The organism is Thermostichus sp. OS-CIW-26 (assembly GCF_054058395.1).
This window is the reverse complement of sequence record NZ_JBSSAG010000001.1, coordinates 148,370-172,761: the sequence shown is the minus strand read 5'-3', so window position 1 is coordinate 172,761 and position 24,392 is coordinate 148,370. Positions and strand designations below refer to the sequence as shown.

21 protein-coding genes are annotated in these 24,392 nt (G+C 59.1%); 12 read left to right on the top strand and 9 right to left on the bottom strand.

The features are described 5' to 3' along the window. The first annotated feature begins 38 nt into the window (after positions 1 to 38). From ACVW0C_RS00765 to ACVW0C_RS00755, 3 genes are all read left to right on the top strand, one after another. On the top strand, positions 39 to 503 hold the full coding sequence (locus ACVW0C_RS00765) for a cupin domain-containing protein (RefSeq protein WP_414331516.1): 465 nt from the start codon (positions 39 to 41) through the stop codon (positions 501 to 503). Between the two features lie 568 nt (positions 504 to 1,071). Continuing rightward, positions 1,072 to 2,694: a CocE/NonD family hydrolase gene (locus ACVW0C_RS00760; protein WP_457384044.1), complete on the top strand. Its 1,623-nt coding sequence runs from the start codon at positions 1,072 to 1,074 to the stop codon at positions 2,692 to 2,694. Between the two features lie 98 nt (positions 2,695 to 2,792). Then, positions 2,793 to 3,053 carry a DUF6761 family protein gene (locus ACVW0C_RS00755; protein ID WP_011434405.1) on the top strand — a complete coding sequence of 87 codons (261 nt, stop codon included), beginning with the start codon at positions 2,793 to 2,795 and terminating at the stop codon, positions 3,051 to 3,053. 134 nt (positions 3,054 to 3,187) lie between these two features. Here the strand turns inward: ACVW0C_RS00755 and ACVW0C_RS00750 are convergent, their stop codons facing one another. After that, positions 3,188 to 4,381 (bottom strand): RNA-guided endonuclease InsQ/TnpB family protein, encoded by a 1,194-nt coding sequence (locus ACVW0C_RS00750; RefSeq protein WP_457384042.1) that lies wholly within the window; start codon positions 4,379 to 4,381, stop codon positions 3,188 to 3,190. Positions 4,382 to 4,569: 188 nt separating this feature from the next. Here ACVW0C_RS00750 and ACVW0C_RS00745 point away from each other — a divergent pair, with 188 nt between their 5' ends. Together ACVW0C_RS00745 and ACVW0C_RS00740 are read left to right on the top strand one after the other, a co-directional pair. After that, positions 4,570 to 6,366, top strand: a complete 1,797-nt coding sequence (locus ACVW0C_RS00745) for a glycosyltransferase family 39 protein (RefSeq protein ID WP_457383989.1) — start codon at positions 4,570 to 4,572, stop codon at positions 6,364 to 6,366. 176 nt (positions 6,367 to 6,542) lie between these two features. Then, on the top strand, positions 6,543 to 8,003 hold the full coding sequence (locus ACVW0C_RS00740; RefSeq protein ID WP_457383988.1) for a circularly permuted type 2 ATP-grasp protein: 1,461 nt from the start codon (positions 6,543 to 6,545) through the stop codon (positions 8,001 to 8,003). 21 nt (positions 8,004 to 8,024) lie between these two features. Here the strand turns inward: ACVW0C_RS00740 and ACVW0C_RS00735 are convergent, their stop codons facing one another. The 5 genes from ACVW0C_RS00735 to ACVW0C_RS00715 form a co-directional block, all read right to left on the bottom strand. Beyond that, on the bottom strand, positions 8,025 to 8,585 hold the full coding sequence (locus tag ACVW0C_RS00735; protein ID WP_457383987.1) for a gamma carbonic anhydrase family protein: 561 nt from the start codon (positions 8,583 to 8,585) through the stop codon (positions 8,025 to 8,027). 16 nt (positions 8,586 to 8,601) lie between these two features. Further along, positions 8,602 to 9,606: an alpha-E domain-containing protein gene (locus tag ACVW0C_RS00730; RefSeq protein ID WP_457383986.1), complete on the bottom strand. Its 1,005-nt coding sequence runs from the start codon at positions 9,604 to 9,606 to the stop codon at positions 8,602 to 8,604. Beyond that, entirely contained in the window at positions 9,600 to 11,459 is a 1,860-nt protein-coding gene (locus ACVW0C_RS00725) for a hypothetical protein (protein ID WP_457384040.1), read from the bottom strand. Before ACVW0C_RS00725 ends, ACVW0C_RS00730 begins: the two co-directional genes overlap by 7 nt. Positions 11,460 to 11,503: 44 nt before the next feature. Then, the gene (gene moaC, locus ACVW0C_RS00720) at positions 11,504 to 12,055 is read right to left on the bottom strand and encodes a cyclic pyranopterin monophosphate synthase MoaC (RefSeq protein WP_011434399.1); all 552 of its coding nucleotides are present in this window, start codon (positions 12,053 to 12,055) and stop codon (positions 11,504 to 11,506) included. A gap of 92 nt (positions 12,056 to 12,147) precedes the next feature. After that, positions 12,148 to 12,639: a Tic20 family protein gene (locus ACVW0C_RS00715; RefSeq protein ID WP_457383985.1), complete on the bottom strand. Its 492-nt coding sequence runs from the start codon at positions 12,637 to 12,639 to the stop codon at positions 12,148 to 12,150. 312 nt (positions 12,640 to 12,951) lie between these two features. Here ACVW0C_RS00715 and ACVW0C_RS00710 point away from each other — a divergent pair, with 312 nt between their 5' ends. The 3 genes from ACVW0C_RS00710 to ACVW0C_RS00700 all read left to right on the top strand — a co-directional run bounded on the left by ACVW0C_RS00710 (position 12,952) and on the right by ACVW0C_RS00700 (position 16,249). After that, a complete protein-coding gene (locus ACVW0C_RS00710) occupies positions 12,952 to 13,419 on the top strand; it encodes a hypothetical protein (protein WP_457383984.1) in 468 nt (155 codons plus the stop codon). 267 nt (positions 13,420 to 13,686) lie between these two features. After that, a complete protein-coding gene (gene hemH, locus ACVW0C_RS00705; RefSeq protein WP_457384038.1) occupies positions 13,687 to 14,721 on the top strand; it encodes a ferrochelatase in 1,035 nt (344 codons plus the stop codon). 145 nt (positions 14,722 to 14,866) lie between these two features. Next, a complete protein-coding gene (locus tag ACVW0C_RS00700) occupies positions 14,867 to 16,249 on the top strand; it encodes a CCA tRNA nucleotidyltransferase (protein ID WP_457383983.1) in 1,383 nt (460 codons plus the stop codon). Here ACVW0C_RS00700 and ACVW0C_RS00695 read toward each other — a convergent pair. Then, on the bottom strand, positions 16,246 to 16,989 hold the full coding sequence (locus ACVW0C_RS00695) for a response regulator (protein ID WP_011434394.1): 744 nt from the start codon (positions 16,987 to 16,989) through the stop codon (positions 16,246 to 16,248). The two genes, ACVW0C_RS00700 and ACVW0C_RS00695, sit on opposite strands and share 4 nt — an antisense overlap. Before the next feature lie 391 nt (positions 16,990 to 17,380). Here ACVW0C_RS00695 and ACVW0C_RS00690 point away from each other — a divergent pair, with 391 nt between their 5' ends. The 4 genes from ACVW0C_RS00690 (at position 17,381) to purH (ending at position 22,847) form a co-directional block, all read left to right on the top strand. Beyond that, a complete protein-coding gene (locus ACVW0C_RS00690; RefSeq protein WP_011434393.1) occupies positions 17,381 to 18,283 on the top strand; it encodes a 4-hydroxybenzoate solanesyltransferase in 903 nt (300 codons plus the stop codon). A gap of 180 nt (positions 18,284 to 18,463) precedes the next feature. Next, positions 18,464 to 20,005 carry a hypothetical protein gene (locus ACVW0C_RS00685; protein WP_457383982.1) on the top strand — a complete coding sequence of 514 codons (1,542 nt, stop codon included), beginning with the start codon at positions 18,464 to 18,466 and terminating at the stop codon, positions 20,003 to 20,005. Positions 20,006 to 20,141: 136 nt separating this feature from the next. Further along, a complete protein-coding gene (cysE, locus tag ACVW0C_RS00680) occupies positions 20,142 to 20,933 on the top strand; it encodes a serine O-acetyltransferase (RefSeq protein WP_414424610.1) in 792 nt (263 codons plus the stop codon). A gap of 180 nt (positions 20,934 to 21,113) precedes the next feature. Continuing rightward, positions 21,114 to 22,847, top strand: a complete 1,734-nt coding sequence (gene purH, locus ACVW0C_RS00675; RefSeq protein WP_457383981.1) for a bifunctional phosphoribosylaminoimidazolecarboxamide formyltransferase/IMP cyclohydrolase — start codon at positions 21,114 to 21,116, stop codon at positions 22,845 to 22,847. Between the two features lie 69 nt (positions 22,848 to 22,916). Here the strand turns inward: purH and ACVW0C_RS00670 are convergent, their stop codons facing one another. After that, positions 22,917 to 23,732 (bottom strand): transporter substrate-binding domain-containing protein, encoded by an 816-nt coding sequence (locus ACVW0C_RS00670; protein WP_457383979.1) that lies wholly within the window; start codon positions 23,730 to 23,732, stop codon positions 22,917 to 22,919. A gap of 263 nt (positions 23,733 to 23,995) precedes the next feature. After that, a complete protein-coding gene (gene rplT, locus ACVW0C_RS00665) occupies positions 23,996 to 24,352 on the bottom strand; it encodes a 50S ribosomal protein L20 (protein ID WP_011434388.1) in 357 nt (118 codons plus the stop codon). Positions 24,353 to 24,392: the final 40 nt, after the last annotated feature.

Sequence of the window (24,392 nt, the reverse complement as noted above, 5' to 3'; positions counted from 1 at the left end):
CCACTATTCACCCCTCATCTCTTGAGCGGAGGATCCGGATGCAAACGCTTTCCCGCTGCGTGATTCCAATTGTTAAAACCCCTGCCGATTATCAGGCTTTTCGCATCAGCCCCCACGATACCAATCGCCTGGCCATCGTGTTCGATCCTTCTCATGCTCAGATTTCTCTAACCTTTTGTGTGGAGATCTTCGATGAGGGAGGCAAAACCCCTCCAAATCGCCATCAAATGGCTGTGGAAATGTTTTTTGTTCTCAAGGGGGAAGGCCTGGCCATTTGCGATGGAAAAGCTGCTCCCATCAAAACCGGAGACAGCATTTTGGTTCCGCCAACAGGCGTGCATGAAATCCGCAACACCGGCCCAGGCCGCCTCTACGCCCTCTGCTTCATGGTGCCCAACGAAGATTTTGCCGAGCTCATCCGCTCCGGCACTCCTGCGGACTTGGATGAGGAGGATTTGCAGGTGCTGTCGGGGGGCTGGAGAAGGGCATTTGCTGAGGCTTAGGCCTCAATGGCTCTGGGAGCTGTAGAGGTTGGAAGTCAGGGGTACTGATACATTCACGCTGAACTCTCCTGAACATGGTTCAGGAAAGAAGCGATCGCATCCTGCCTATCTCTGAGCAGGAAGGCGGTATCCCGCAAAGCCCTGAGGAATACCCCCCGAGCGCTTTCCCCCTTCACTTCCCGGCAACCGTTGCGGTGGACTCAAGGATCAGGGGGAAACTTGGTCTACTATATCCCTCTCAATGACTTTTGCCAAACCGCCTAAAGCTCAGTAAATTCAGCAAAGTTCAGGGTTTTGGGGGTTAGAGGCATGCTCCGACAAATCTTTTCCCAGGGTCTCTGTTTCCATAAATCCATAAAAGCCATAAAAGAGGGGTCTGGAGGGGGCTGCGTTTGCGCCAGCAGGCCGGAGATCAAGGGCAATACCAGGGAAGGGGCTCAAACTCTGGTGGGAGCTTCTCCCTCTCATAAGGGCTTCTGTTTTATCTTAGGAAGAATCCACCCAGGGATCCCTTAGGTTGTCCTTGGTTGGTATCCCTTTGGCAAGATCCGCTAGCCCAACCCAGGCCATGTTGCCCGTTCGCCCCCGCGAAACTGTTTCCATGTTCACCCGCGACGGGATCCAACTGGACGCGGATGTCTATCGCCCGCAAGGGGAGGGGAGCTACCCGGTTTTGCTGATGCGGCAGCCCTATGGGCGGGCCATTGCCTCGACGGTGGTGTATGCCCATCCCAGGTGGTATGCGGCCCAGGGGTACATTGTGGTCATCCAGGATGTGCGCGGACGGGGAACTTCCAAAGGATCCTTCTACCCTTTCCGCCATGAGGTGGAAGACGGGTTTGACGCCGTCAATTGGGCGGCTGCCTTGCCGGGGAGCAACGGCGTAGTGGGCATGTACGGCTTCTCTTATCAGGGCATGACCCAGCTGTATGCGGCTTCTACCCGTCCTAGCGCCTTGAAGGCCATCTGCCCGGCGATGCTGCCTTACGATCTCTATGCCGATGCCGCTTACCCAGGGGGAGCCTTTGCCTTTCAGAACAACCTCAGTTGGGCCTTGCAACTGGAGACCGAAGGGGCGCGTCTCAGGGGGGATGCCAATGCCTACCAAGCGCTTTTGAAAGCTGCCCGCAATCTCCCCCTCTACGACCCTATCCCCCTCAAGCCGGGGGTGTTGCAGCAGTATGCCCCCCAATCCTATTACTTCGACTGGCTGGAGCACAGCGAGCCGGATGAATACTGGCGCAAGCTCTCTCCCCGTCTAGAGGTGGTGGATCTGCCGATGCTACACATTGCCGGCTGGTTTGACAGCTACCTGAGTGGTAGCCTGCGCCTCTACAAGGAAATGAGCGCCCGCAGCCAGAACCCTCAATACCTGATCATCGGCCCTTGGATCCATCTCCCTTGGGGGCGCAAAGTGGGGGCGTTGGACTTTGGCCCAGAGGCTGTCAGCCCCATCGATCGCCTGCAGGTGCGCTGGTTTGACCAGTTCCTCAAAGGCAAAGATACAGGGATCCTCCAGGAGCCGCCGGTACGCCTGTTCGAGATGGGATCCAACCGCTGGCGCGGCTTTGATGCTTGGCCTACCCCTGAGCCAAAAGCTTTTTACCTACACAGCACCGGCTTGGCTGCCCTTTCAGAAGCAGAGGGATCCCTTCGCCCTGAACCCTCGCCTGCACAACAGTCGGATACGTTTGTTCACGATCCCTGGCGACCGGTGCCGGCCTTGGGGGGCCACCTAGTTCAGCCTGCCGGGCCGCAAGAGCGCTCCGCCCTCGACTGCCGCACCGATGTCCTGACCTATACCACTCCGCCGCTGCAAGCCGAGCTGGTTCTGGTCGGGGACATTGCTGTGGAGGTGTACGCGGAGGCCGACAGCCCCAGTTTCGATCTTTGCGCTGTGCTCTCGGTGGTAAGGCCCGATGGGCAGGTGTATAACTTTTCCCAAGGCTATTGTCGCCTACGGGATCCCCAGCCTGGTACCCCCATTCTGATTCCCTGTCAGCCCACCTGTATTCGCATTCCTTGCGGTCATGCTCTGCGCCTCAGCCTTAGCGCGGCTTGTTTTCCGGCCTATCCTGTCAACACAGGCACGGGAATGCGGGAAGAGCGGCTGATTGAGGCCCGCATTCTCACCATCACTCTCCACAGCGGCGGCGAGACGTCTTCGCGGCTGCACCTGCCCATGGCTTGAAGCCAAGAAGAGACCAAGCTTCGGGGTCCCGTTCGCAATCCCCGCTTACAAAGAGACACCAAACGTTAGGATAGAAACAGGCAGGGCAAGGGAACACCATGTTGCAAGACCCAAAGTTGATCCGGCACTATCAGGCTTTGACCGATGCTCTGGTGGATACCTGGCAGCGGGGCTACCGGCGCACCGATGAGCTACGTCTGCTGGTGGATGGCTATCTGCTGGCCTTGCGAACTGGCAAACAATTGGAGCCCTTCGAGATCTATCGCATTGAGGACGAGGTCAACCGCTTCCTCTACGATCCGTCCAACTTCATAGATCCGGAATTGGAGCCAGAGGCGGAGCCGATGCGGGGTTATTGATTTTGTGAATCCCTGTTGGCGATCCCTAGAACAGGTGGGGCAAAGTTTTGATTCCAACCTTTTCTGATCTCCCCTCGCCCCTTGGGAGAAAGACTAGGGGGGAGGGCGCTGAGTAAACTACCCGGCTCCGACCGCTAAGCGGTACGGAGCGGGCTTTCAGTAGCCCTGAGCCTGTTCTGCTCTACCAGAGAACAAAACAAGCCCGGACCTCTAGGCTGGTTTACGACAGCCCCCAAGAGCGCAATCACATTCGCACCATTCAAATCCGCATCCCCTTCCCATCCACAGTGCCCACACTTGAACGACTTGCCACTGCGGTAGGATTGCGCAGGATCGGGATGGATATGCAAACACTTGTGACAGGTCTGCGACGTGTAGGCAGGCGGAACAAGAATCAGAGAAACCCCTGCAACCCTCGCCTTGTACTCCAGAAACTGACGTAGTTGGTAGAACGCCCAACTGTTGGCCCTGCGCCGCTCGGCTTTGCTGCGCGGCTGTTGATTGACTCTTTTCCGGATCCCTGTCAGGTCTTCCAGAGCAATAGCGCTGTTGGTAGCTTTTGCCCTAGAGACAATAGCTTTGGAGATGCGATGATTGACCCACGCCTGAAAGCGCCTCTCCTTGCCAGACAGCCGTTGCAACAGTTCTCTGCATCTGCGCCGCGAACTGCGTGTGCCCTTACTGGCTTTGCGTTGGAGTGCCGCCCTCAGCTTGGAGTAGTGGTCTCGGACTTTGTTCAACTGCTGTCCATTCCAGTTATCACCCTCTGACGTATGGGCAATATCTGTCCTGCCCAAGTCCACCCCGATCACCCTGTCGGTATCTTGTTGCTTGGGTGGCTTTTTCTCTACGCAAATCTGGATGTAGTAGGAGCCGTCCTTCCGCTGGACTAGGGTGGCCGATTTGGGGCTAGAGCCAGCCAGCATTCCCCTCTGGTAGTTACCAATGGCTAGTTCAAAGCGTTCTCTCCCTTCCACCGTGGTCAGCGACACCGTCCAGTCTTTCTCGCGGAATGAAAAGATACGTGCATCGTAGGTAACGAACCTACGCTTGAACTCTTTAACCGGACGGTTGCGCTGTCTCGCCACTTTGCGAGCGCCTGCCACCCGTCTGCACACCTGTTGAGCCAAGTTACTGGACAAGCCGAACCGGGCGCGAATCTCGTAGTAGCAAAGGGATTGCAGTTTGACCGCGTTGACGATCTTCTCCGGCGTGTTCTGGTTGACCCAGTTCAATGCCTGCACAAAGGCATCCATCGTCGCGTCCAATTTGGCGGCTTGTGACGGGAACGCCTTGAGCTTACAGGATATGGTCAGGACTTGGCTCATAAGTTCATTGTACTTCATCAAAGCGCATTCCTTCCGGCACTGACCCTACGGGTACAGTGCGGGGCTCCTGCGATTTCTAGCTGACTGAGTTCTGGTTTTGTCGAGCATCTTGCGCCTGGTAGGCTGAGAGGGATCGATTCGTTCCTGATTCCAGTCGTATCGGTTCTATGGCGGTTTGGGATAGGGTGATGACCTCCCGGCATCTGCCCCTGCTGGGATCCGGCTTGGGGGTAGCCCTGATCCTCTGGTACGGGGTGTTTGGCTACCACGTGCTGCAGATTGGCCTCTGGCTGCTGAGCATCCTGCTGGTGGGGTTGTATTGGGCGCAGTTTTCCCCGGCTCAACCCCCTTGGGATCCGACGCGGCTGCGCTGGCAACAGGAGCTGTTGCACCTGGGGCTGTTGGTGTTGGTCTTTGCCCCGATCTACCTCTACGACCTGCCCAACATCCCTTTTCAGATCAATACTGACGAGATTGTGATCACCTCCATGGCCCGTCGCGCCTCAGGGGTGCGCTATCCCGATATCTTTGGGCTGATGCCGGAGTATTTCTATTTCCCCCGCTTCATGTTCAGCCTCTTCGGCGGCCTGACGCGGCTGATGGGGGGAGTCACGCTGCTCAATGTGCGCACGGTACATGCCGCCTTCGGGGTGATCACCATTTTGGTGGCTTACGGGTTTTTTCGGGCATTTTGGGGATCCCGGCTGGCTTTGGCGGGGGCGGCCCTCTTGGGATCCAACCACGCCTTGCTGGGCATCAGCCGCATGGCCATGCGGGAAAACCTGATTGTGCTGGTGGAGTGTGCGGCCCTGGCCTTGCTCCTCAAGGGCGTGCGGGAAAAAAATCCCCTGTTGCTCTATCTGGGGGGAGGAGCGGCGGCTTTCTCCCTCTACGGCTATTTGCCGGGGCGGGTGGTGATCCTGCTGGGGTTGCTGTTTGGAGTTCTGTACCTGCTCCTGGGCCGGGAGGATCTCCGAGGAGAAAACAAGCAAGCTAATCCCCTCTGGGTCCTGGCTAAGCTGACGGTGCCCGCGGCGCTGGGCTTTTTTCTGGTGGCTGGGCCCATTCTGGTGGCCACGGTCACAGCACCTGCGGTGAGCGCCGAGTACTCTCGCCAACAATTTCTCTTTTTCCCGGAAGGGCGGGCGTTACAACAGATGTGGGTGAATGCGGCTACGCCAGAGGAGGCGGTCTGGCGCAACATCTTCAACGGCCTCAGCATGTTCAACGACCCCGGCCAGCACGACCGCGGCTACATCTATCCCAACTACGGCCATGCTTTTGTGGATCCCTTGACGGGGGCTTTGATCTGGCTGGGGCTGGGATCCGGCCTCTACCGCCTTTTCAAGAAGCGCAGCCAACCCCACGACTGGCTGTGTATCGGCAGTTTCCTGTTTCTTTACTTGCTCTTTAGCTTGGCCATCACCAAAGCCCCCAACTACACCCGCCTGCTGGTGATCCTGCCCTTTGTAGCCTATCTAACCTTGGAAGGGATCCAAGTGCTGGCAGGTCTCCTGGAACGCTGGGGATCCCGGGCCGGGAGTTGGCTGCCGGCGGCGGCGATGGCGGGGGCAATCCTGCTGATTGGGGGGTGGAACCTGGCCATTTTTGGAGACTTTGTCCACAAAGGCTGGACGCAGGGCAACGATGTGGGGGCCACCGGGCGCTATGTGGCAGCTCGCCAAATGGATCCCGACTACCGCTTCTATCTGGCGGCTAGCACTGCCTACCCCTATTTCAGCTGGGGAGAGCCTATCTACTGGCAAAGTTGGATTCAATTTTTTGCTGGGCCGGAGCAGGAGGTGAAGGTTTTTTCCCCAGAGACATTGCCCGGCCAAGACCTAGAACCGCCGTTTACCCTGTTCATGAACGAGTGGGTATGGGATCAGCAGGGGGCAGAGCTGCAACGGCGCTTTCCCAAGGGGCAGTTGCATCGGATCCCTGCCGAGCGGGGGCTATGGGCCTTTGAGGTGGCGGATCCCTAGAGCTCCCCCCTGGTTTGGCCAACCCACTGTTCGCGGGACGGAGTCCTTTCGCGTCAGCGGGACGGAGTCCTTTCTTTTTACCAGGCTAAAAGTAGCTGAAAGCACACTATGCAGATCCAGAGCCGCCAACAGTAGAAGAAGTAGAAGAAGATGATAGCGTTCCAGGGATCCCAGACGTGCGTTTTGATGCCTACGACCCGGGCGAGGGGTTTTACGACGAGCTGTTTTTGGGGCGTAACCAGCCCCGTCCTGAGGCGATCCCGCTGATTGAGCGCATTCATTCTCTGGAAGAAGGGGAACTGCAGCAGCGGCAAGCGGCGGCGCAGGCGGCCCTCTTTCAAATGGGGGTGACCTTCAACGTCTATGGCGATAGCCAGGGCACGGAGCGAATTTTCCCCTTTGACATCATTCCCCGCATCGTCTCGGCTTCCGAGTGGCAGCGGCTGGAGAAGGGTCTCAAGCAGCGCATCCACGCCCTCAACCTGTTCATCGACGATGTCTATCACGACCAGAAGATCCTTAAGGATGGGGTGATCCCTGCCGAGCTGATCGAGACGGCCAAGGGATTTCTGCGGCCCTGTGTGGGGCTCAACCCACCGGGGAGAATTTGGTGCCACGTCACCGGCACCGACTTGGTGCGGGATCGGGACGGGACTTGGTACGTGCTGGAAGACAACCTGCGCTGTCCGTCGGGAATCTCCTACGTGCTGGAAAATCGGCGGGTGATGAAAAGCACCTTTCCCTCCCTGTTCAACACAATGGGGATCCGCCCGGTGGACGATTACCCCAGCCACTTGTTGGATACTCTGCTCTACCTGGCGCCGCCGCAACTGGCCAATCCAACGGTGGTGGTGCTCACCCCCGGCATCTACAACTCCGCCTACTTCGAGCATTCTTTCCTCGCCCAGCAGATGGGGGTGGAGCTGGTGGAAGGACGGGATCTGGTGGTGGCAGATGGCTATTTGCAAATGCGCACCACCAAGGGGCTGCAGCGGGTGGATGTGATCTACCGCCGTATCGACGACGACTTCATCGATCCGCTGGCCTTTCGCCCCGATTCTCTACTGGGGGTTCCGGGCCTGTTTGAGGTTTATCGGTCAGGGCGGCTGGCGATTGCCAACGCTTTGGGAACAGGGGTGGCGGACGACAAGGTGATCTACGCCTATGTGCCGCAGATGATCCGCTACTACCTGGGAGAAGAGGCCATTTTGCCCAACGTGCCCACCTACCTCTGCTGGGATCCCAAGGATCAGGCGTATGTGCTGGAGAACCTCGACAAGCTGGTGGTGAAGGCAGCCAACGAGTCGGGTGGCTACGGCATGTTGATGGGATCCCAGGCTACACCGGCAGAGCGGTCTGCTTTTGCTGAGAAAATCCGCGCCCAGCCGCGCAACTACATCGCCCAACCCACCCTGTGCCTTTCTCGCGTGCCCACCTTGGTGGATCGGGGAGAAGGCCCCCGTCTAGAACCCTGTCATGTGGACTTGCGGCCCTACATCCTCTATGGCAAGGACATTTATGTTCACCCAGGGGGGCTGACCCGCGTCGCCCTCAAGAAGGGATCCCTGGTGGTGAACTCCTCCCAGGGGGGCGGCAGCAAAGATACCTGGGTGCTCTGTGTGGATCCCGGCTGTTGAGAGACGGCTGGCAAAATAGGCTCAAAGTCGCTCGCCCGAACCTCTGCTCCACCGGCCAAAGCGGCTGGCATGCTGAAGCGCCAAATCCACGTAGTGCTGAGCGTGAAGGCGCAGTTGCTCGACCTCTTCCTCGGTGAGGGTGCGGATAACCTTGGCCGGGATCCCCGCCGCCAAAGAGCGAGGTGGCACAGACCGGGTGACCACCGCTCCAGCTCCCACCATGCTGCCTGCCCCGATGGTGACCCCGTTCAAGATAATGGCCCCAATCCCGATCAGACATCCCCCCTCGATGTGGGCACTGTGGATGACCGCTCGATGGCCTACGGTCACTTCCTCGCCAACCAGGGTCGGCTGTCCGGGATCCCCGTGCAGAATGGCTCCATCTTGGATGTTGCTGCGGCGGCCAATCACAATGGGCGAGAGATCCCCCCGCAAGATGGCCCTGTACCAAATGCTCACCGCTTCCGCAAGTTGGACATCGCCGATCAGTGTGGCATTGGCGGCAATAAAGGCTGCCTCATCTACTCCCGTCGGCTGCCGATCCAGCCCAATTGGCCAGGTGTCCTGTTTTTCTCGTTGCATTTAGAGTCGAGGCCGTTCATGTCAGTTGGGCTTGACGTTGAGAGAGTAGAGGGGATTCAGACGGTTGCAAGGGGCGAATGGCAAAGAAAGTTTCGTAGATGCAATCGCCAACGTGGTTCATTTGTAGCTGCAATTTGTCGAGAAACTCATGTAAGCCCTGCTCCATAATGTCGTCGATGGTCAGGTAGTCCAGCTCAGAACGCAGGCGGCCCAAAGCTCGCTCGCTGGGATCCCGCCAAGTATCGGCTGGGGTGCCGGTGATCTGGTGCAGGGATCGATCTGCGTGAATAAGACAAAACTGAATGGAGCGGGGAAATTGCCGATCCAAAATGAGAAAAGAGGCCACCTCTCTGGGATTGATGCGGTGCTGGCGGCTGTATTTCCGATACATTTCATAAGCACTGGCCGACTTCAGCAAGGCGATCCACTGCAACTCATCCAAAGCCGTACCCACATACTGCAGAGAGGGCAGCAAAATAAAATACTTAACATCCAAAATGCGCGCCGTTTTGTCCGCCCGCTCCAAAAGACGGCCAATCTGGCCAAAATGCCAACCTTCCCCGTGGGTCATGGTGGCATCCATCACCCCGGCGAATAGGTGGCTGGCCAGCTTCACTTCCGTGAAAAAATCATGGAGCTGACTCAGGTGGGGGCCTTGCTGAGCCGCTTCTTTGACCATCAAATAAAAGCGGTTGACCCGCTCCCACATTTCTGAAGAAATGACCTCCCGCACAGAGCGGGCATTTTCCCGCGCCAGCCGCAAACAGGAAAGGATGGAGTTGGGGTAATCCCTATCAAAAGCCAGGAACTGGATGACTGTTTCTTGGGTTGCCTGGCCATAGCGCTGGTAAAACAGCTCCTGATCCCCAGTGGTGTAGACGATGGGATCCCACTGCTGAGCGGGACCGCTGGGCAAGTCTAGGATGAGGTTGAGATTGACATCGATGAAGCGGGCGATGTTCTCGGCGCGCTCCACGTAGCGGTTGAGCCAGTAGATGGAATCGGCCACGCGACTCAGCATGCTGTTACCTCCTCTGGAGTTTCTTGTCTCCGCGCTCCGTTCAAACCCAGCAGGCGGAGCAGCCGCCGCACCTTCACCAGCAGCACCCCCGTTAGGCCAGTCAGGATCCATCCTATCCAGTCGGCTGGGGTACCCAGATAGCGCACCTGCACGCGATGATCCCCCGGCGGGATCCGCACCTGCAACAGCCCCAGTCCATTGTGCTCGGCAGATGTGAGGCGACCATCCACCTGTACCCGCCAAGCAGGGTAGTAAAACGTGCGCAGGACTACCCATCGATCCTGAGCAGTGGGGTTAACGGCCCGAAAACGACGGTAGCCATAGCGCCACTGCTCCACTTCCAACAGTGGCTCCAGATCGCTTTGTTCTCGTCCAAAGTTCACCATGTCGCCTTGCCACCGCAGCAGCGGATCCACCTCTGGGGGCGGCATGGGCAGGGTTGCTTGGCGAGGTCGGTACTCCAGCACATCCACCAGCGCCAGCCCATCGGGAAAGATCCAGTGCCAGTGAAGAAAAGCGATGCCCGGTCGCTGCTGGGGCTCATTGGGAAATGGCTTAGCGGCAGACAGCTCTTGAAAAGTCTGGATGGTTTGCGGGTCAAACCTGGCTCTGGACAAGACCTGCCAGCCCTGCCAGCTTTGTATCCCCATTGCCAGACCTATCCCCACAATCAAGAGGATCCTCCAGCCCTTTTGCCCCCACCCCCAGGCGGCCAGGGATCCCAACAGCCAGGGCACCGTTACTGATGTCACCGCCATCCAGCGCCAAGAAAACTGAATGCGCCGCAGGGGCAAAATCCACTCGTAGAGCCAACCCAGCAGATCCGTCATCATCAGCAAGGCCACCAAGCTGGCCCCCAAGCTGTAGAGCAGGATGGCTTTGGCCAGGGGAGCAGAGGATTCTAAGGCACCATGGGACTCCGTCTCGCCAGCACGAGCGGAATGGATCGGGGTCATCCCCCTTGTCCTGCGGGCCAGCCAAGTTGGGAGAATCAGGATTCCAACACCCAAGACAACGGCTACCATCCAGAGCCAGTACCCTACCAGGCCGCTTTCAAACCAGTGCTGCGTCAGTTGCGGCTGGAGCCGGGTTAGCCCACTCACCATCAAACGATGTTGGGGCATGTACTCTTCGACGAAATTGACGAAGTCCACCTGGACAAAGCGCTGATCCCAAAAGGCTGGCAGCAGATAAAACGCCGTCCACCCCAGCCCCAGCCCAAACCCCAAGTAGCAGCGCCCCACCCTGGGCCAGAGGGGATCCCAGCGGCCCAGCACCCAAGGCAGAGGCAGCCAAGTTAGCGTAAAGACCAGCAAAGTGGGCAAGTGAGATAGGGCCAACAGGTCGTAGCTAATGGCTAAGGCCACAATCGGCCAAAGGGACTGGGGCCGGCAGATCACCTGGACTGAGGCCCAGAAAATCCAGGGAGAGACAGCAATGGCCCACACTTCCCCAATTGCCCCCCGTTGGTAAATATCCACCAGCCAATAGGGGCCGGCCATACCCGCCAGAGCCAAAACCAGAGCCCAAGCCCAGGGGATGAGTTGCCGGAGAAGGGCATACAGCCCTGCGCCAAAGACTGCCATCGCCAAGCCCATGCTGGCCACCAGGGATCCGGGCATATCCAGCTCCAGCAGGCGAAACGGCAGAGGGGCCACCATGCACAGAGGGGGGTAAAAGGCAAAGGTAGGATTGCCGTAGCCGAAGTTGGAATACTCCAGCCAGCGGGGGTAAAACTGCCCGCCGAAAAACTGTCGTTGATACTGAAAGGCCCAACTGAGGTTGAAGTGGGTGGAATGAGTGATGGGATATCCCTGGTGCAGCATGGGCCAGAGCAGCACCACGACTCCCACCAGCAACCCTATCCCAACACCCCTCTCCGGTTGGCACAACGCTTTTAGCATTTCTCGGCGTTATCCCGATCCTCTGCCTCGAAAGGCCCAGACTTCCCCCCATACTTGCGCAGCAGCCGGATGTGTTCGATCACCATCGTCTTCTCCAAGGCCTTGGCCATGTCGTATAGGGTGAGGGCAGCCACCGAAACTGCTGTCAAAGCCTCCATCTCCACCCCTGTTTGGGCGTTGGTTTTCACTGTAGCGGTGATCAGAAAGCCGGGCAGATGGGGATCCGGATTCAGATCCACGGTGACGCTGCTCAAGGGGAGAGGATGACACAGCGGGATCAGATCGGCGGTGCGCTTGGCAGCCATGATCCCGGCCAGCCGGGCTGTTTCCACCACATTCCCTTTGGGCCCTTGACCGGCCAGAATAGCCTGCAAAGTCGTTTCTGACATGCGTACCTGCCCTTGGGCAGTGGCCAAACGGGCAACCATGGGCTTGTGTCCCACTTCCACCATTTGTGCTCGGCCAGAGGCGTCCAGGTGGGTGAGGGCTTGCCCAACAAAGGACTCTGTCCTGCTGGCGCGACTAGAACTCGAATCCGATGGCACCCCGGCCTCCCACAATCCTTGAGAGCTGAAGAGTTGGCTTAGGCTCCGATGAGGTCGGCAAATCGGCAACCAGACCCGCAGGGACTTGACAACTAGTAGCGAATCCAGGCATAGGCGGCATCAGAGAGCACCGGCACCTCGGCATAGTGGCCGCGAATGTTTTGCACCCAGGCGTAGACGGTGATGGCAATCACCCCCAAGAGAGCCGTGGTGGCCAAAATGCTGACCATCGCTGCCAGGCCAAGGTTGCCAAAGAGCATGCCGAACACCTGCATCAGCACCTGCACCAAGAACAAGGCAATGCTGAGCAAGAGCGCCTGGATGGTGTTGAAGCGAACAAAATGGGCTACGCGGGTGTTGCGGATCACCAGGAACAGCAGAACCAAAAACACCCCCATTCCCAGCCAGCCCGTGGCCAGGGGCACCAGACGAAACAGAGGCGCAAAAATGGGGATCAGCCCTGGCAGAGATTGAAACAGCCCAGAGGGCAAAAAGCCCAAGGGCAGAGCCGATACCAAAGGCAGAAGGTAGGGAAGGGATCCCCACAGCCGATTGATGGGAGTGATGTCGCCGCGCCAGGTCATAATCCGTCGATCCCTATTAGGTGCAGTGGTCATTGAAGTGAAGTTTGCTTGTCGGTGCGCTTCCAGGATCCTCACCAGCTAAAGATTCAGAGAGAGAAAGCAACACCCAAGCCTTGGGCCTATTGTAGTCGATGGATTTGGGTGGCTCAACGCGCTTGGCCGCAAGCTGGCTTCTGCTTTCCAGTGAGCAGAAAAACTGGAGGCCAAAACGTTCAGAGTGAGCGCTCCGATGAATCCAGGCTGATATAATCAACGGCAAATTCTGGCTGCATCACCGGTTTTTCAGGTTCTCTACATTTTTCAGCTTCCACCATGAAGATTTCATCGTCTCCCGCTGCTCGCATCGTCGGAGCTTTTGTCTGGCAAGTTTGGTCTGGGCTCATTGGTTTTCTCAACGACCGTCTGTTGCCGGAGCGCTATCACATTCGGCCCGAAGCTTTGCCGGAGTGGATTGCCCAGGTGTGGGCAGGCTATCTGCGCTATCGGGAAGCCTCTCGTCCGGGGGCGATCCAGTTTCGCGGCTTGACGGTGGATCCCAGCCGAGAGCTGCGCTCGGCTCACCTCGGATCCCGTCCGCTCCGCTACCGCGGCAGCCCTGTGGAGACGGTTGCCCGACCTGGGGATCCTTCTCCTACCGCCCAACCCATCCCTGAAAAGGCTTTTGTGCCCCCCTACTGGAAACTCCTCAATACGCTGCGCTTGAAGTTGAGCCTGGCCGATATTGATCGCTACCCCGTCACTCCGGCCCTGCAGCGGGTTTACCGAGGTCGAGAGTTTTAACACCGCTCTGCTGCTCTGCACGACAGTGGAGTTTTAAGGCTGGGGATCCCTGCAGTGGGTGGGGATCCCTTTTTGGATTTTGTTCGCGACAGCGGGACGGAGTCCCCAGATCGGACTTGTGGGTTTGGGTGAGATTGCGATCGGGTGGTTTCTCCTGAGGGGAAAGCTGAGAAAGACTGCAAAAAAACTTAAGGTCACTTTCCCGCTGTGGGATAGTGGATAAAGAAGAACATGGTGCTCCGCACCGCCAACGCGATGAGCCTTGTTATGTCCAAAAGCGGCGTGCTCCTACTGAACTTGGGGGGGCCAGAGACCCAGGCTGATGTGCAGCCCTTTCTTTACAATCTGTTCGCCGATCCCGAGCTGATCCGCCTGCCATTTCCCTTCTTGCAGCGGGCCTTTGCCTGGGCCATCTCCATGCTGCGGGCCGAAAAATCCCGTCGCAACTATGCGGCCATTGGGGGGGGATCCCCCTTGCGGCGCATTACTGCTGAGCAAGCGCGAGAACTGCAGGCCCACCTGGTGGCTGAGGGCTATGACGTGCCGGTGTATGTTGCCATGCGCTACTGGCATCCGTTGATCGAGTCGGTGGTGCAGCAGATCAAGTCGGATGGGATCACCCGCTTGGTGGTGCTGCCGCTCTACCCGCAGTATTCCATCAGCACGACGGGATCCAGCTTTAAGCTGCTGGATCGGCTCTGGGCTGAGGATCCGGAGCTGGCCCACATCGAGCGCTGCCAGATCTGCTCTTGGTACGATCAGCCCCAGTATGTGCAGGCGATGGCTAGAGGGATTCGGGAACAGTTGGATGGGTTTGCCGCTCCCGAGGGGGTGCATGTGCTGTTCAGCGCCCACGGCATTCCCGAAAGCTATGTCACCGAGGCCGGGGATCCCTACCAACGGGAAATGGAAGCCTGCGTGCGGCTGATCTGGCAGCAGGTGGGACGCCCCAATGACCACACCCTCTCCTATCAAAGCCGGGTGGGTTCGGTGCGGTGGCTGCAACCCTATACCGAACGGGTCATCCTGGAGTTGGGATCCCGAGGTGTGAAGCAGTTGCTGGTGGTGCCGATTAGCTTTGTGTCGGAGCACATCGAGACCCTGCAGGAGATTGACATCGAGTATCGGGAACTGGCCCATCGAGCTGGGATTGCCGATTTTCGCCGTGTGCCCGCCTTAAATACCGACCCTCTGTTCATTGCCGGCTTGGCGGCGCTGGTGCGGCCTCATCTGCTCACTCCGGGCTTGGCAGCTCCTGCCTTTGTCCCTGCTGCTGTGGGCGGCTCGCTGCTGGAGCGGTAGGGAAGAACGCCAGGCATTTCATTGTTGCTCTGCTCATTGTTGCTCTGCAACGCTGACCCGACCAGACGAGGACGCTGACTTCATACCCCCAGAAGCGTTCTCCTACCACCCCAGGTGTCTCATCTTCATGGAGTTTTGACTGGGAATGACCCTAAGCCCGAGCGAAGCCTTGCTGACGAAGTGGCTGCTGACCTATTTTTACCAACGGCTGCCTTTCCCCCAAGAGTGGCTGCCGCAGAAAAGCTATTGGGTAGGGGGATCCCTGCGGGATGCTTACCTGGCTTGGCTGCAGGGCCGTGCTGCTGGGGATCCCGCTCGCGACGGTGGGATGGAGTCCTCAGCGTCGGTGGATTTGGACCTGATGTGCGCTGTGGATCCCGTGGGCTGGGCGGCAGGGGTGGCGCGACGGCTGGGGGCAGGCTTTGTGGTGTTGGATCCCGAACGGCAGATTGCCCGCATTGTGTTGGCAAAGTTGACCGTGGACGTGGGGCTGCAGGCGGGATCCACCCCTGAGGAGGATCTGAGGCAGCGGGACTTCACCTGCAATGCCCTGGCCTTGGATCTGCAACGGGAGCAACTGCTGGATCCCACAGGCGGACAAGCCGATATTCGCCAGAGCCGGATGCGCATGATCCACCCCGACAACCTCAGTGCTGATCCGGTGCGGCTGTTGCGGGGTTATCGACAGGCGGCTCAGCTGGGGTTTGTGCTGGATCCGGCTACGCAAGAGGCAATCCGGGAGCGGGCCCCCCTTTTGGCCAACGTGGCGGCAGAACGAGTGCGGGCAGAGGTAGTGGCCCTCTTGGAGGCAGGGATCCCCGGGCTGGCTCACCTACAGGGGGCGGTGGCGGCGGGGTTGCTGCAGGCTTGGCTGCCCCATCTGAAACCGGAAAGTCCGGGCTTCCCTCAAGCTCAGGCGGTGTGGGAGTGGGCCGAACGCTGGCGACTGCTGTATCCCCGCACGCTGACAGAGCTGGCCCAGCCCTTGACATCCTCACGCGAAGGGCGCGGCAGGCTGTTGGCAGTGGTGCTGGCGGCCTTGTTGTGGGATCCGGCAGGAACCAAGGCCTCCGTCCCACTGACACAAACGGCAGAAGGGGTGGAAACCGAGCTGGAGCGGCTGCGCTTCAGCCGGGCAGAAATGCGGGCCATCCAAAAGCTACACCATCTTCTGCCTCAGCTTCAGCTTCTCCTGACGGACTCCCCCACCCCTGCGCAACAGTGGCGGCTTTATCAACAGGCGGGATCCCTGTTCGGTGGCCTGGCGCTGTTGGCGGTGGCTACGGGCGGCGACCCTCAAAAGCTGGAGTCTTGGCTCAAACGCTACGAAGACCCCCAGGATCCCCTGGCCCATCTGGTGCCCCTACTGGATGGCCGCGATCTGCTGCACAGCTTGGGGGCCAAACCCGGCCCCTGGGTAGGCCAGTTGCTGCAAGACCTCCAGGAGGCGCAGGCTTGGGGGCAGATTCAAACTCGTGCCGAGGCGCTCTCTTTTGCCCGCCGGTGGCGTGGCCAGCAAAAAGACTAGCCGAAGCGATAGCCGAACCCGCGCACCGTCACCAAATACTCTGGGTTACTGGGATCCAGCTCCAATTTTTCCCGCAGCCAGCGGATATGTACATCGACGGTCTTGCTGTCGCCCATGAAGTCGGATCCCCAGATGCGCTCCAGAAGCTGTTCCCGCGTCCAAACGCGGCGGGGATTGGACATAAACAGCTCCAACAGGCGAAATTCCTTGGGGGAAAAACTCACCTCAACGCCCCGCACCAACACGCGGCACTCCTGGGTAAACATACACAGATCCCCGTAACGGAGCACCGTGGCATCGCTGGCTTGGGCCAGTTGTTGCCGGCGCAACACCGAACGACAGCGGGCGATCAGCTCCCGCATGCCGAAGGGCTTGGTCAGATAATCGTCGGCCCCCAGTTCCAAGCCCACCACGCGGTCGGTTTCGCTACTTTTGGCCGTCAACATCAGGATGGGAATCGTGTTGCCCTCCCTGCGCAGCAGCCTGCACAGATCCAGACCGTTCAAGCTGGGCAACATCAAATCCAAGATCATCAAATCCAGCCGCTCAACCGTATGCACCATCTCAAGGGCTTGCCGACCATCAGCGGCTTGTAAAACCTGATACCCCTGCTCTTCTAAAGCCAGGGCAACCGTTTCCCGAATGGCATCCTCGTCATCCACCACCAGCAGGGTCTCCAGATGGGGAGCAGCTTCCTTGGCTTGAGGAAGTGAACCAGTCATGGAGAGGGTTGCTTCCATACAGAACTCCGTTGCGCCTGCACGCAAGTGCTCCGCACCGCCGTCACGAACGCGGAAGCGTCACGTAGCGATAACAGCCTCACAGGGTGAGAAGGGCAAGTGCCGCCACCTTCAACAGCAGCCCCCCGATAGGATATCAAACTTCCAGGGCAGGCCAATAAAGAGAACAGGGGCGGACTGACTTGCACAGGGCCTTGAGACGGCGAATGGAACCGAAAGGATTCCAAAAACCTGCAATTCAGGATGATTGATAATTCAGGATGATTGATTTAAGATCTCTAATGTGGAGCCGCCCCTACCCACGCCTCATGGTGCTCTGCACCCCTCCCGCGAACGGCAACTCACGCTTTAAGGACTCCGTCCCGCTGTCGCGATTGGCCGGAAACCGGTTATGTCTGCTTCCCCTTCTGCACTCTGGGCCACTGGCGGAGCCATTCTGCGGCTGTTGCGCTGGCATAAGCCGGCAGGGCGATTGATTTTGATGATCCCGGCGCTGTGGGGAGCTTTTTTGGCCGGACGGGGAACGCCCCCTTGGCCGTTGGTCGGGATCATCATTTTGGGCAGCCTGGCTGCCAGTGGGGCAGGCTGTGTCATCAACGATCTTTGGGATCGAGATTTGGATCCGCTGGTGGAGCGCACCCGCCATCGCCCGTTGGCCAGCCGGGAGTTGACCGTTGGCGTCGGGATCCTGATGGCGGTGGTGAGTTTGGCCTGTGCGGCAGGGCTGGCGCTGTTTCTCAACCCGGTTAGCTTTGCCCTCTGTGTGGCGGCGGTGCCGGTGATCCTGCTCTATCCGGGGGCCAAGCGGGTGTTTCCGGTGCCGCAGTTGGTGCTGGCTCTGGCGTGGGGATTTGCCGTGCTCATCAGTTGGACGGCGGTGAGCGGCCAAGATGCCAACACACCCCTGTGGGAAGAGGGGCTGGGCTGGCTGTGGCTGGCCACGGTGTTGTGGACACTGGGATTTGATACCGTCTATGCTCTTGCGGATCGGGAGGACGATGAGCGGGCCGGGATCCATTCCAGCGCCCGTTTTTTCGGGCAGCGGACGCCGACGGCGGTAGGGCTATTTTTTTTGGGCACTGCCATCGCGCTGTTGGGGGTAGGCCTCAGCCTACGGTTGCATGGAGTTTATTTTGTCAGCTTGGCCATCGTCACTGTCCTCTGGGGCCGGCAAACCTGGCAGCTCCACCAAAGGAATGCCTCTCCCACCTTGTACCTGGCCATCTTCGGCCAAAATGTGGTGCAAGGGTTTATTCTGCTGGCGGGGATGATCGGCGGGTCCCTGCTGGCCTGAGGGATCCCCTGGCCTCTCGCATGGCCAGATGCCTCTCTGAAGAACGCCTTGCCCCTCAGCCGACGCTGGGGCTGCCTCTTTGGGAAGGGATCCCGACAAATCTCCGGACTGGCAGGAATCGGCCCAGGGCCATGGGCAAACGGTAGAATGAGACGATTAATTGCAGGATCCCAGCCTCCGATGGCCCCACTGAGCAGCGGTGAGCCTCCCTATGACATTCTTATTCTCTCAAACGGCCCTGGAGAGCTGACCACCTGGGTGCGTCCGGTGGTGATGGAATTGCGCCAGCAACTGCCTCAGGCACGCCTTTCTCTGGTACTTTCCCCCTGCCCCCATGCTTCCGGGCAGGAGATGAAGATAGCCCAAGCGTTCATCGATGTGGATCGGGTGCAGGATCCCGATTTTTTTCTGGCTTTTTTGCTTACCGGCCAAACCGAAGAAGCCTGGGATTGGGCCAAGCAAGGGGTGGTGCTGTTCCTGGGGGGAGATCAGTTTTTTGCCGTCTGGATTGCTCGCCGCTTGCGCTATCGGCTGGTGGTCTATGCTGAGCATCAACCCCGTTGGCGGCCTTGGGTACATGCTTTCGCCGTGCGAACCGAGGCAATCAAACGCCGCTACGATGGCGGACGGCTGCTGGGCCACCCTTGGGCCCACAAAATGCACGTTGTCGGGGATTTGATGGCGGATGGCGTAGCCAGCGCTGTCTATTTGCCGGGGGTGCCCCTTTCCGGCTGGCTTGGCAGCAGATCTCCTGCCGCTGCCTCCAAACCCACGGCAGGCTTTTCTTCCCCAACCCAAGCCTTTGGCCTGCTCCAAGATGCATCTCCCAGCTCCATCGGCGAGGGGGAGCCTGTAAGAACTGCGCCAGAGAGAGTGGGGAACCGCTTCACCGATCGCGTAAGCGGGCCGGAGGCCTTTCGCGTAAGCGGGCCGGAGGCCTTTGAAGAATTGCTACCGCGCGGCTGGCAGCGTCTGAGCGATGAGAACCGCACCCACTATCAGGTGGGGCTGCTCCCAGGCTCCAAGCCAGCCAAGCTCTCCTTGGGGGTGCCATTGGTGTTGGCTGTGGCCGATGAGCTGCGACAGATGCTGCCGAATGTCCGCTTTGTGATCCCGGTGGCCCCAGGACAAACCCCCCAGTCATTGGCAGCCTATGCCCATCCCAAGCTCAATCCCGATATGGCTTTGATCTATGGCACCTCAGCCATTCTGGAGCAGACCAATCTGGGATCCCAGTTTGTTACCCCCTTTGGCAGCACGGTGCAATTGTGGACAAGCTTCCCTGCCTATTCTGTGCTGGCCAACTGTGATCTCTGTCTGACCACCATTGGCGCCAACACCGCCGAGCTGGCCTATTTGGGGGTGCCGATGGTTGTGGTGATCCCTACCAACAAGCTGGAGGCAATGCGCGCCTGGGATGGGATTCTTGGCCTGTTGACCCGCCTTCCAGGCTTGGGCACTTGGCTGGCCCGCGTCTTCAATAGGATTGCTCTGCGTTGGCTGGGCCACTTGGCTTGGCCGAACATCTGGGCGGGGCGAGAGGTGGTGCCAGAGTTGCGGGGCCATTTGCGCCCGGTGGCCGTGGCCGAGCAAATGCGAGTTCTGTTGGAAGATCCCCAGCGCCGTCAGCAAATGCAGGCAGAGTTGCAGCGGCTGGGGGGCAAGCCGGGAGCCGCGCAAGCCATTGGAGAACTGGTGGCTCAGCAGTTGAGTAAAGGCTAGGGCAGAAGGCAATTTGCTTGAGCTCGACCCAGTGGAGAGTTGCGCGAGGAGCTCCCTTGGCGCGATTGGAGATCTCTCCTTGCTGCCGGCAAAAAGTGCTAAAAGGGGAGTGGAGGTTCCTAAACGGAGACCATTCATGCTGACGGAGGCCGAGCAGTCGGCGGTGGAAAGCCCCAAAACGGGGGAGGGCAATTCTCTCCCTGCTGGCAAGCCGGAGCCAAAACTGGGGTTCTGGCAGCAATTTTGGGAGGATGTTGATTGTGTCTTCGATCGGGATCCGGCAGCACGCAATCGCTGGGAGGTCATCTTCACTTATCCCGGTGTGCATGCTCTGTTTTTGCACCGCATCGCCCACTGGCTGTGGAAACGGCGCTGGTTTTTCCTAGCGCGGCTGCTCAGCTTCTTGGCTCGTTCTTTCACATTGATTGAAATCCACCCGGCAGCCAAGATTGGGCGGCGCTTTTTCATTGACCACGGCTGTGGGGTGGTGATCGGTGAGACGGCAGAAATTGGCGATGATGTTACCCTCTACCACGGGGTCACCTTGGGGGGTACCTCTTGGAACAAGGGCAAACGTCATCCCACCCTGGAAAATGGGGTGATTGTCGGCACGGGGGCAAAGATTCTGGGGCCGGTTCGCATTGGGGAAAAAGCTCGTATCGGAGCCAACGCGGTCGTGATTCAGGATGTAGCTCCCGGCATGACGGTGGTTGGGATCCCAGGCCGTGCGGTCATCCCGCCCCATCAGCGCCGCATCCCCGCCCATGGCATTGACCTGGATCACCATCTCATGCCTGACCCGGTGGGGCGTGCAATCGAGCAGTTGCTGCACCGTATTCAAGATCTGGAGGCCCAGGTGGCCCGCCTTAACCGGGAACGGGAACAGGCTCGGCAGGATCAGGTTAGAGGCGAAGCAGACTATTCCTGAGAGGACTCCGTCCGAGCAGCGCGAACGGGCTCTGTTCACTTTTGAACACCATTGTGCTCCGCACCGCTGATGCGAACGATATGAACCAGGTGGCTGGACAAGAGGGTCCAGCTTTCGGGGTATGCTGTGAGAGCGCTGGCCAGCTTTTTCCTCTGAATCTCTATTGGGTAACGCCGTCCGATGTCCCTTGTTGCTCCGCAACCCTGTCGCGACCAGGATTCTGTACCGTTGGCTTTGTTGAGTGTATCCGACAAAACCGGACTGATCCCGCTGGCCCAGTCCCTCGTGCAAGAGCATGGCTTTCAACTGCTCAGCAGTGGGGGAACCGCCAAGGCGCTCTCAGAAGCTGGGATCCCGGTCACCCCTGTCTCTGCCCACACTGGCGCGCCGGAAATCTTGGGGGGAAGGGTGAAGACGCTGCACCCCCGCATCCACGGCGGCATTTTGGCCCGCCTGGAATGCAGCGAAGACCGGGCAGACCTAGAGGCGCTGGGGATCCCTCCCATCCAACTGGTGGTGGTCAACTTCTACCCTTTTGAACAGACAGTGGCCCAGGCAGGAGTGTCTCTGGAGGAAGCTTTTGAGCAGATCGATATCGGCGGGCCCACTTTGGCGCGGGCGGCAGCCAAAAATTATCCCTACGTTACGGTGCTGACGGATCCCAGCCAGTACCCCCAGTATTTGCAACTGCTCTCCGGGGCCTATGGGGAAACAGAGCGGCTGGCGTTTCGCTTCCAGTGTGCTCGTCGGGCCTTTGAGCAGGTGCTGGCCTACGACCGCGCCATCGTCACCTACCTGGCTCGCCTGGAGCTAGCAGGTCCCTCCCAGTCCTCCGCAGCTGCCGCTGAAGACAGGTTTCAACTGCAAGGGATCCTGTGGCAACGCCTGCGCTACGGGGAAAATCCCCATCAAGCTGCCACTTGGTATGTGACGGATCCGGCTGCCCCCGGCTGGCATAAAGCCAAACAGTTGCAAGGGAAAGAGCTGAGCTACAACAACCTGCTGGATCTGGAGGCGGCCCGTGCCCTGGCGGCAGAGTTAACCTTGTTACTCCGCAATGCTGATGCGACGCGGCCCACTGACGGGAAGGGCTCTGTGTCTTCTGGCTCTGCTCGGAGGGAGTTCTTGCAACCTGAACAAGCGGTGGCGGTGGTGGTTAAGCACAACAACCCCTGCGGGGTGGCCATTCGCCCATCGCCGGCTGCCGCCCTCGAGGCTGCCCTGGCTGCTGATCCAGTTTCGGCCTTTGGGGGCATCGTCGCCCTCAACCAACCCTTGGACGCAGAGACCGCCCGACGGCTGGTGGAGCCTTTTTTGGAGTGTGTGGTGGCTCCCGATTGCACTCCAGAAGCGGCTGAGCTACTGTCAGTCAAAAAGAACTTGCGGGTCTTGATCTTGCCGGACTTGTGTGTGGGGCCTGCCCAAACAATCCGCACCCTGGCCGGGGGCTTTCTGGTGCAAGACGCCGATTCACCTGTTGCTCTGCAACGCTGTCGCGACCAGGAACCGACGCAAACCGACAGCCCCCCTTCTTGGCAAGTGGTCACCCAGCGCCAGCCCACACCGGAGGAGTGGGCGGATCTGGAATTTGCCTGGATAGTCTGCAAACATGTGAAATCCAACGCCATTGTCGTCGCCAAGCAGAGGCAGACGCTCGGCGTCGGAGCCGGACAAATGAATCGGGTGGGAGCAGCGGAGATCGCTCTCCAGCAGGCGGGATCCCAAGCAGCAGGAGCTGTTTTGGCCAGCGATGGCTTCTTCCCCTTTGCCGACAGCGTGGAGATGGCTGCCCAAGCAGGGATCCGCGCCATCATCCAGCCGGGGGGGAGCATCCGCGATGCCGATTCCATTGCTGCTGCCAACGCTGCCGGTATTGCCATGGTTTGCACCGGCATACGTCACTTTCTGCACTGAGCCCGCCTTTCTGCTCAAGAGAGAAATCTTCCCAAGAGAGACAAAAAAGAGTAGGGAGTATCCTCAACTTTAGGGCAACCCCCAGGCTCTGGCCCGCTCTGTCAGCCAGCCCTCAGCCCGCAAATTCTCCAGTTCTCGGCGCACCCGCAGCCGCAATTCGGCGTGCTGCAGCCCCTTGGGCATGGCAATGCCCAGCCCCACCGTTGCCAAGGGGGATCCCAGAAATTGAAACTGTTGCTCCGCAGCGCTGTCGCGACGGGGATGCTCTGCTAGCCACCCTGCCAGCACCGAGCGATCTGCTGCCCACCCCTGCACCGCCCCTTTCAGGAGCAGTTCCGCCCCTTCTCGGTAGGAATCGACAGGCACCAACTCCACCCCTGGCAGGTATCGATTCAGCAGGGGAATGGCGCTGGAACCGCGCAAGACTGCAACGCGACCGCCCCGCAAGTCCGACCAGCTTTCCCAGTTGTGGGAACGAGCCACAACCAAGCTGGGGCCATCCTGATAGTAAGCAGAAGTGAACTCCACCTGGCGCGCCCGATCCGGGGTAATGCCGATCTGAGCGATGGCCAGATCCACTTGGCCATCAGCCAACACTTGCAGCCGCTCTACATTCGAGACCGGCACCAACTCCACAGCCTCTGCCGAGCCCAACAGCCGGGATCCCAGCTCACAAGCCAGCTCGATCTCAAACCCCTGCAGATCCCCTTGGGGAGTGCGAAACCCCAGCGGCCTCAAGTTGTCTTTTACGGCAACGCGCAGCCGCCCAGAATCCACAATCTCCGGCCAAGGACGAGCCACAGTAGGGATCCCTCTCCCCAGGCAGGCGAGGGCCAGAATGGCTGCCAGGAAGGACTTCTGGATAGCCGTCGGAACCTGATACATTCACGCTGAACTCTCCTGAACATGGTTCAGGAAAGAAGCGATCGCATCCTGCCTATCTCTGAGCAGGAAGGCGGTATCCCGCAAAGCCCTGAGGAATACCCCCCGAGCGCTTTCCCCCTTCACTTCCCGGCAACCGTTGCGGTGGACTCAAGGATCAGGGGGAAACTTGGTCTACTATATCCCTCTCAATGACTTTTGCCAAACCGCCTAAAGCTCAGTAAATTCAGCAAAGTTCAGGGTTTTGGGGGTTAGAGGCATGCTCCTCAGGAGGCGCGAGACTGGCGCGCTGCCTCCACCACCTGGGTAAAGGCCTCTGGATCCAGGAAAGCCAAGCGGGCCAACATTTTGCGGTTGAGCTGGATATTGGCTTTTTTGAGACCATCGATGAACTCGTGGTAACGCAGGCCCTGGGCACGGGTGGCCGCGTTGATGCGGGTAATCCATAGGCGACGAAAATCCCGCTTCTTGCGGCGGCGATCCCGGTAGGCGCTGCGCAAAGCCTTCATCACCTGCTGGTTGGCGGTGCGGAACAGCTTTGAACCAGCTCCCCGAAAGCCTTTGGCCAGCTTGAGGATCTTTTTGCGGCGCTTGCGGGCGACATTGCCCCGTTTGACTCTCATGGCAGTAACTCAATAGGAACTTGAACAAACTCAAACTGAA

What these genes read in the sequence shown, in the direction of transcription:
- ACVW0C_RS00700 (WP_457383983.1), top strand. Translation starts at nt 14,867, where the DNA reads ATGACCCTAAGCCCGAGCGAAGCCTTGCTGACGAAGTGGCTGCTGACC.
- hemH (WP_457384038.1), top strand. Translation starts at nt 13,687, where the DNA reads ATGTCCAAAAGCGGCGTGCTCCTACTGAACTTGGGGGGGCCAGAGACC.
- ACVW0C_RS00760 (WP_457384044.1), top strand. Translation starts at nt 1,072, where the DNA reads ATGTTGCCCGTTCGCCCCCGCGAAACTGTTTCCATGTTCACCCGCGAC.
- cysE (WP_414424610.1), top strand. Translation starts at nt 20,142, where the DNA reads ATGCTGACGGAGGCCGAGCAGTCGGCGGTGGAAAGCCCCAAAACGGGG.
- ACVW0C_RS00710 (WP_457383984.1), top strand. Translation starts at nt 12,952, where the DNA reads ATGAAGATTTCATCGTCTCCCGCTGCTCGCATCGTCGGAGCTTTTGTC.
- ACVW0C_RS00745 (WP_457383989.1), top strand. Translation starts at nt 4,570, where the DNA reads ATGACCTCCCGGCATCTGCCCCTGCTGGGATCCGGCTTGGGGGTAGCC.
- ACVW0C_RS00755 (WP_011434405.1), top strand. Translation starts at nt 2,793, where the DNA reads ATGTTGCAAGACCCAAAGTTGATCCGGCACTATCAGGCTTTGACCGAT.
- ACVW0C_RS00735 (WP_457383987.1), bottom strand. Translation starts at nt 8,585, where the DNA reads ATGCAACGAGAAAAACAGGACACCTGGCCAATTGGGCTGGATCGGCAG.
- rplT (WP_011434388.1), bottom strand. Translation starts at nt 24,352, where the DNA reads ATGAGAGTCAAACGGGGCAATGTCGCCCGCAAGCGCCGCAAAAAGATC.
- ACVW0C_RS00750 (WP_457384042.1), bottom strand. Translation starts at nt 4,381, where the DNA reads ATGAGCCAAGTCCTGACCATATCCTGTAAGCTCAAGGCGTTCCCGTCA.
- ACVW0C_RS00685 (WP_457383982.1), top strand. Translation starts at nt 18,464, where the DNA reads ATGGCCCCACTGAGCAGCGGTGAGCCTCCCTATGACATTCTTATTCTC.
- purH (WP_457383981.1), top strand. Translation starts at nt 21,114, where the DNA reads ATGTCCCTTGTTGCTCCGCAACCCTGTCGCGACCAGGATTCTGTACCG.
- ACVW0C_RS00730 (WP_457383986.1), bottom strand. Translation starts at nt 9,606, where the DNA reads ATGCTGAGTCGCGTGGCCGATTCCATCTACTGGCTCAACCGCTACGTG.
- ACVW0C_RS00670 (WP_457383979.1), bottom strand. Translation starts at nt 23,732, where the DNA reads ATGTATCAGGTTCCGACGGCTATCCAGAAGTCCTTCCTGGCAGCCATT.
- ACVW0C_RS00695 (WP_011434394.1), bottom strand. Translation starts at nt 16,989, where the DNA reads ATGGAAGCAACCCTCTCCATGACTGGTTCACTTCCTCAAGCCAAGGAA.
- ACVW0C_RS00690 (WP_011434393.1), top strand. Translation starts at nt 17,381, where the DNA reads ATGTCTGCTTCCCCTTCTGCACTCTGGGCCACTGGCGGAGCCATTCTG.
- ACVW0C_RS00765 (WP_414331516.1), top strand. Translation starts at nt 39, where the DNA reads ATGCAAACGCTTTCCCGCTGCGTGATTCCAATTGTTAAAACCCCTGCC.
- ACVW0C_RS00715 (WP_457383985.1), bottom strand. Translation starts at nt 12,639, where the DNA reads ATGACCTGGCGCGGCGACATCACTCCCATCAATCGGCTGTGGGGATCC.